A 4,410-nucleotide genomic window follows, 5' to 3' on the forward strand; every position below is an offset into this window, starting at 1 on the left:
CGACGAGAGTTCGATGCCGTTGCAGACGATATCATACTGATAGGCATTGATCGTCAGCGGGTCTTGGTTCAGCAGCGCGTCCAACCCGCCTTGCGGCATGGAGAAAGGATTGTGGCTGAAGTCGATCTGCCCCGTGTCTTCGTTCAGCTCGTACATCGGGAAATCGACGATCCAGCAGAAGTTGAAGACGCTGGGGTCGATCAGGTTCAGCTCTTCGCCCAGGCGCTTGCGCGCTTGACCCGCGAATTTTTCGGCCACCAGCTTCTTATTGCAGGCGAAGAACAGCGCGTCGCCCGGCTGAATCCCGGCCTTTTCGGCCAGCAGCTTCAGCGCCTCCGGCCCGATGAACTTGGCGATGGGGCCTTTGGCCTCGCCGCTCTTGTCCCACAGGATATAGCCTAAGCCGGGATGGCCTTCGCCCTTGGCCCAATCGTTGAGCTTGTCGAAGAAGCTACGCGGCTGATCGGACACTTGCGGTGCCGGAATGGCGCGCACGACCGCACCGCCCGCAACCGCCGATTTGAAGGCGTTGAAGGTCACATCGTCGCGCGTGAAAATATCGGTCACGTCGGCGATGACAATCGGGTTGCGCAGGTCGGGCTTGTCGGAGCCATATTTCAGCATCGATTCGCTGTAGGCGATGCGCGGGAACGGATAGGGCGTGACGCTCTTGCCGTTCGAAAACTCCTCGAACACGCCGTGCAGAACGGGCTCGATGGCGGCGAACACGTCTTCTTGCGTGACGAAGCTCATTTCGAAATCGAGCTGGTAGAATTCGCCGGGACTGCGGTCGGCGCGGGCGTCTTCATCGCGGAAGCAGGGAGCAATTTGGAAGTAGCGGTCGAAGCCGGCCACCATTAGCAACTGCTTAAACTGCTGCGGCGCTTGCGGCAGGGCGTAGAAACGGCCCGGATGCATGCGCGCGGGCACGAGGAAGTCGCGCGCCCCTTCCGGCGAGGAGGAGGTGAGAATCGGCGTCTGGAACTCGGTGAAGCCCTGATCGATCATCCGGCGGCGCAGGCTGGCGATGACGTTGGAGCGCAGCACGATGTTCTTGTGAATCCGGTCGCGGCGCAAATCCAGGAAGCGGTAACGCAGGCGCGTGTCTTCGGGATATTCCGCGTCGCTGTTCACTTGCAGCGGCAGCACATCGGCGGCGGACTGAAGGAAATAGTCCTTCACCTGCACTTCAATCGCCCCGGTCGGCAGGTTCGGATTGACCGTTTCGGCGCTGCGATCCACAACGAGGCCGGAGACCGTAATCACGCTCTCGACGCGCACTTGGCTGGCGTCGTCAAAGAAAGCCGACTCGTTATCGATGACCAACTGCGTAATGCCGTAATGGTCGCGCAGATCGATGAACAGCAACTGCCCATGATCGCGCTTGCGGTGCACCCAGCCCGACAGGCGCACGGTCTGGCCGGTTTCGGCGCGGCTCAAGGCGTTGCAAGTATGCGTGCGATAGGCGTGCATGAAAAATTCCCAGCGGCTAAATCAGAATAGGCGGCAAAGCCACACGCTTTGACACCGAATGTCAAGGGCTGGCTATGCGGTTTCGCCTCGGTGTGCTATAGCGAAAATTATGATGATCCAAGATTCAGCCGCGTTGGCGGCCCTCTGCGCCACGCTTACACAAGAAGCCTATGTAACGGTCGATACCGAGTTTATTCGCGATAAGACCTATTGGCCCCAGCTTTGCCTCGTGCAGGTGGCGGGAACCTCGGTAGCGGCGGCGATTGATCCGCTCGCCGAGGGCATCGATCTCGCGCCGCTGTTCGCGTTGATGGCAAATCCGGCCGTGTTGAAGGTCTTCCACGCCGCCCGGCAGGATTTGGAGATTTTCTATAATCTCACCGGAACCGTGCCGACCCCGCTCTGGGATAGCCAAGTCGCGGCGATGGTCTGCGGTTTTGGCGAAAGCGCGAGCTACGAGACGCTGGCGGGTAAGCTCGCCAATGCGCGCATCGATAAAAGCTCGCGCTTTACCGATTGGTCGCAGCGCCCGCTGACCGAGAAGCAGCTTTCCTATGCGCTCTCGGACGTAACACACCTGCGGGTGATCTATGAGAAGCTGGCCAAACGCATCGAGAAAGCGGGCCGCGAAGCCTGGGTTTCGGAGGAAATGGCGATCCTCACCGATCCCAAAACCTATCAGCTCGACCCGGAAACCGCGTGGCAGCGCCTGCGCCCGCGCACCGGCAACCGGCGTTTCCTGGCCATTCTCAAGGAACTCGCGGCGTGGCGCGAGGCCGAAGCCCAGCGCAAGAATATTCCCCGTCAGCGCCTGCTGAAGGACGAAGCGCTGCTGGAAGCCGCCGCCAATGCCCCGCGCTCGGTGGCCGATCTCGGGCGGATGCGGGCGCTCAGCAAGGGCATGACCGAAGGCTCGGTCGGCCAGGGTATTCTCGCCGCCGTCGAACGCGGCACCGCGATCCCGGAAGCCGACTGCCCGACCCTGCCGGAAAAGCCGGACGTGAGCGGCGGCAGAGCGGCCCTGATCGAATTGCTGAAAGTGCTGCTGAAAGCCAAATGCGACAGTAACGACGTGGCGCAAAAGCTGGTCGCCAATAGTGCCGATATCGAAACGCTGGCAATGGAAGATTCGCCCAATATCCACGCGCTCACCGGCTGGCGGCGCGACGTGTTCGGGGAAGATGCTCTGGCGCTGAAGCGCGGCGAAGTGGCCTTGACGGTCAAGGGCGACAGTATTCGGCTGATTAGGCTCTAGCATGCTGGCACTGCTGACGGATCGGCGCTTCCTGCCGCTGTTTATCGCGCAGTTCCTGGGGGCCTTGAACGATAATCTGTTCAAGAATGCTCTGGCGATTCTGGTGGTCTTCAAGCTGGTGCCCGATCCCGACGCGGCGCAAGCGCTGGCGGGGTTGGCAACGGCGCTGTTCGTACTGCCCTATTTCTTCGCCTCGGCCTTCGCTGGAACTCTCGCCGACCGCATGCCCAAAGCCGCCCTCACCCAATGGGTGCGACTGATCGAGATTCCGGCGCTGCTCCTCGGGCTCGCAGGGCTAGTCTTGGGCTCAATCCCCCTGCTGTTCGCCGCCCTCGTGGGCATGGGCATCCTCTCCACCTTCTTCAGCCCGGTAAAATTCTCGCTGCTGCCGGAACTGCTGAAGCCGGAGGATCTGGCGCGCGGCAATGCGCTGTTCGCCGCCACCACCTTCGTTGCCATCCTCATCGGCACCATTATGGGCACCGAACTTGTGCGGCTCGACAATGGCCCGTGGATCGCAGGATTAACCGGCCTTGGCATCGCCGTGCTGGCGTGGCTGGCCTGCCGAGCGCTGCCGCCGACCGTCGCCGTGCGCCCTGATCTGAAACTGCGCTGGAATTTTCTCGCCGATACGTGGCGCGTCTGCCGGGGAACCCTCGCCAGTCCGGTTCTGCGCCGGGTCGTGCTCGGTATTTCCTGGTTCTGGATGCTCGGCGCGGTGCTGTTGGCGCAACTGCCGGGCTTGGTGCGCAACCGCATCGGCGCCGACGAGCAGGTCGTAACCTTCTTCCTGGCGCTATTCTCGATTGGCATCGCTGTGGGTGCGGGCGTCTGCGGGCGGATGCTGCGCGGGCAGGTGAAATCCGGCCCGGTCGGCATTGGTGCGCTCGGCATGGCGCTGGCGACCTTTGATCTTTGGCTCGCCCTTCCCGCCGCGCCCCTCTCGGCGAGTTTGACGCCCCTGCCCGCCTTTCTGGCGGAGGCTGCTAACTGGCGCTTGATTGGCGATTTTCTGCTGCTGGCGGTCGCGGGCGGGGTCTATACGGTGCCGCTCTACACGCTGCTGCAAAGCCGGGCGCAGCCGGAAGCGCGGGCGCGGGCGGTGGCGACGAATAACATCGTGAATGCGGGCATGATGGGCCTCGGCACGGCGGGAACGGCGCTATTGCCCAGCCTCGGCGTGACGGTGCCCGATCTGGTTGCGCTGCTTGGCCTGGGCCTTGCGGCTTTGGCCTGGCCGCTCGCCAAAACGGCTGGCCTCTATCCGAAACCATAACCCCCTATCCTATTCCAAAAGAGTCACAGAAGTCGGTTAAAGGAATGCCGGACTGAGTTTCTATTGGGATATTTTAGGGGAAGTAGATTATGGCGATTTCCGCAACCACGGTCGGTACCACCCTTGCTGCCCAAGTCACCGATTCGATTGCAACCGGCGTTACTGTCTCCAATACTGGAGCAACGGGAACCATCGCCCTGACGGTGGCAACAGGCGTCACCGGAACGCGGACAACGCTGACCAATAACGGCACGATCACCTCGGCCGGCAGCGTCAACGCCATCGGGTCGAACGGCAATGATTTTATTACGATTACCAATAATGGCACCGTCAATAACACCAGCACGGGCCGCGCCCTGCGGCTCGATGAAAGTGTAACCGTTACTAATAACGGGCAGATAAGCTC

Annotated in this window: 4 protein-coding genes; 3 read left to right on the forward strand and 1 reads right to left on the reverse strand. The window is 61.6% G+C overall.

The window, feature by feature from the left end:
* Positions 1-1,473, reverse strand: a 1,473-nt coding sequence (aspS, locus tag VZ95_RS12510) for an aspartate--tRNA ligase (protein ID WP_045776141.1), incomplete at its 3' end; no start/stop codon positions are given.
* A gap of 106 nt (positions 1,474-1,579) precedes the next feature.
* On the opposite strand from aspS, the gene rnd reads away from it, so the two are divergent.
* The 3 genes from rnd to VZ95_RS12525 all read left to right on the forward strand — a co-directional run.
* Complete coding sequence (gene rnd, locus VZ95_RS12515) at positions 1,580-2,728, forward strand: ribonuclease D (protein ID WP_045776144.1); 1,149 nt, start codon at positions 1,580-1,582, stop codon at positions 2,726-2,728.
* Position 2,729: 1 nt separating this feature from the next.
* Positions 2,730-4,004 (forward strand): MFS transporter, encoded by a 1,275-nt coding sequence (locus tag VZ95_RS12520; protein ID WP_045776142.1) that lies wholly within the window; start codon positions 2,730-2,732, stop codon positions 4,002-4,004.
* A gap of 89 nt (positions 4,005-4,093) precedes the next feature.
* Positions 4,094-4,410: hypothetical protein (locus VZ95_RS12525; protein WP_045776143.1), on the forward strand; the 317-nt coding region annotated here is incomplete at its 3' end.

The organism is Elstera litoralis (assembly GCF_000963705.1).
In the GTDB taxonomy this organism is placed as follows: Bacteria; Pseudomonadota; Alphaproteobacteria; order Elsterales; family Elsteraceae; genus Elstera; species Elstera litoralis.